The organism is Pseudomonas sp. 51_B, from assembly GCF_017491595.1.
GTDB classification, from domain to species: Bacteria; Pseudomonadota; Gammaproteobacteria; order Pseudomonadales; family Pseudomonadaceae; genus Aquipseudomonas; species Aquipseudomonas promysalinigenes.
The window spans coordinates 1-601 of sequence record NZ_JAFGYW010000104.1; the positions used below are offsets into that span (position 1 = coordinate 1).

The following is a 601-nucleotide window of genomic DNA, read 5'->3' on the forward strand; positions in this document are numbered from 1 at the left end:
GCCTCGCTGTGGCCAAGTGCGAGCAACTCTTCGAGCATGATGGTGACCTTGACGCCGTTGGGCGTGGCCAGCGAATACAGTTGCAGCGGATGCTTGCCGACCGGCAGTTCCTTATCGTGGGTCGGCCCGGCGATCGGCCGGTTGATGCTGGCGAAATGGCCGCCGGAAGGAGCTTCGTGTTTCCAGACCTTGGGCGGAACGTAAGACGCATTGCTCATGAAACGGACCTCGTCGATGCTGGGAGAGAACAGGTAGACACCGTAGGGAAAATTTCCGGCGGGTGCCAGCGGTGAGTGCGGTTATTCATATTGAATGATGCAAACCGATCTGCCGCCTTCGCGAGCAGGCTCGCTCCCACAGGGGATCAGCGGTGCTCCTCCAGGACGGTGACGGTGGCTGTTGTACCGGCGCGCAGGCGATGCTTGCCGGCAAAGTCGCCATCGATGCCGATACGCACCGGCACCCGTTGCGCCAGTTTCACCCAGGTGTAACTCGGGTTGATGTTCGCCAGCAGACGACTGCCCGGCGCGTTTTCGCGGTCGGCGATGGCGAAGGCGATGCTTTCTACCGTGCCGCCGAAACGCTCACCGCTCATCAATTG

General features: G+C 61.4%; 2 pseudogenes. Both read right to left on the reverse strand.

Features of this window, described 5'->3' with window-relative positions:
* A pseudogene (locus J5M56_RS23855) lies at nt 1-218 on the reverse strand (glutathione-dependent disulfide-bond oxidoreductase); the annotation flags it as partial.
* Nucleotides 219-364: 146 nt separating this feature from the next.
* Nucleotides 365-601: pseudogene (locus tag J5M56_RS23860) on the reverse strand (HlyD family secretion protein); the annotation flags it as partial.